Origin of the sequence: Parapedobacter sp. ISTM3 (assembly GCF_016533505.1) — a bacterium.
Taxonomy (GTDB): Bacteria; Bacteroidota; Bacteroidia; order Sphingobacteriales; family Sphingobacteriaceae; genus Parapedobacter; species Parapedobacter luteus.
The window spans coordinates 1-337 of sequence record NZ_JAENGN010000083.1 but is presented as its reverse complement, the minus strand read 5'-3'; the positions used below and the strand labels follow the sequence as shown (position 1 = coordinate 337).

Below are 337 nucleotides of genomic sequence, written 5' to 3'. Positions count from 1 at the left end.
CGCGGTGACGGTGACCACACCGACGCCGGATCCCAATCCGGACTGTACGCAGTGCGAGACCACGCCGTTGACCCCGGACCCGCAGGCCGACATCGTAACGGTGAAAGTGGTGAGTGATGCCACGCAGACAACGTTCACGCCGGGTGAGAGCGTGGACTACACCATCACGGTGACCAACCACGGCCCGAGCGATGCGCAGGATGTGAACGTGGAGGATACGGCACCAGCCGGTACGACGATAACAAACTGGACGGCGGTGGTGACCAGCGGTACGGTGAGCTTACCGGCCACCAGCGGTAGCGGTAACCTGAATGAGACAATCGGTAAGTTGCCTAAC

The 337-nt window shown here is 61.7% G+C and carries 1 protein-coding gene; it reads left to right on the top strand.

The window, feature by feature from the left end; all coding sequences use genetic code 11:
• Positions 1 to 337, top strand: a 337-nt coding sequence (locus JHJ32_RS22730) for a DUF11 domain-containing protein (RefSeq protein ID WP_200123044.1), incomplete at both ends; no start/stop codon positions are given.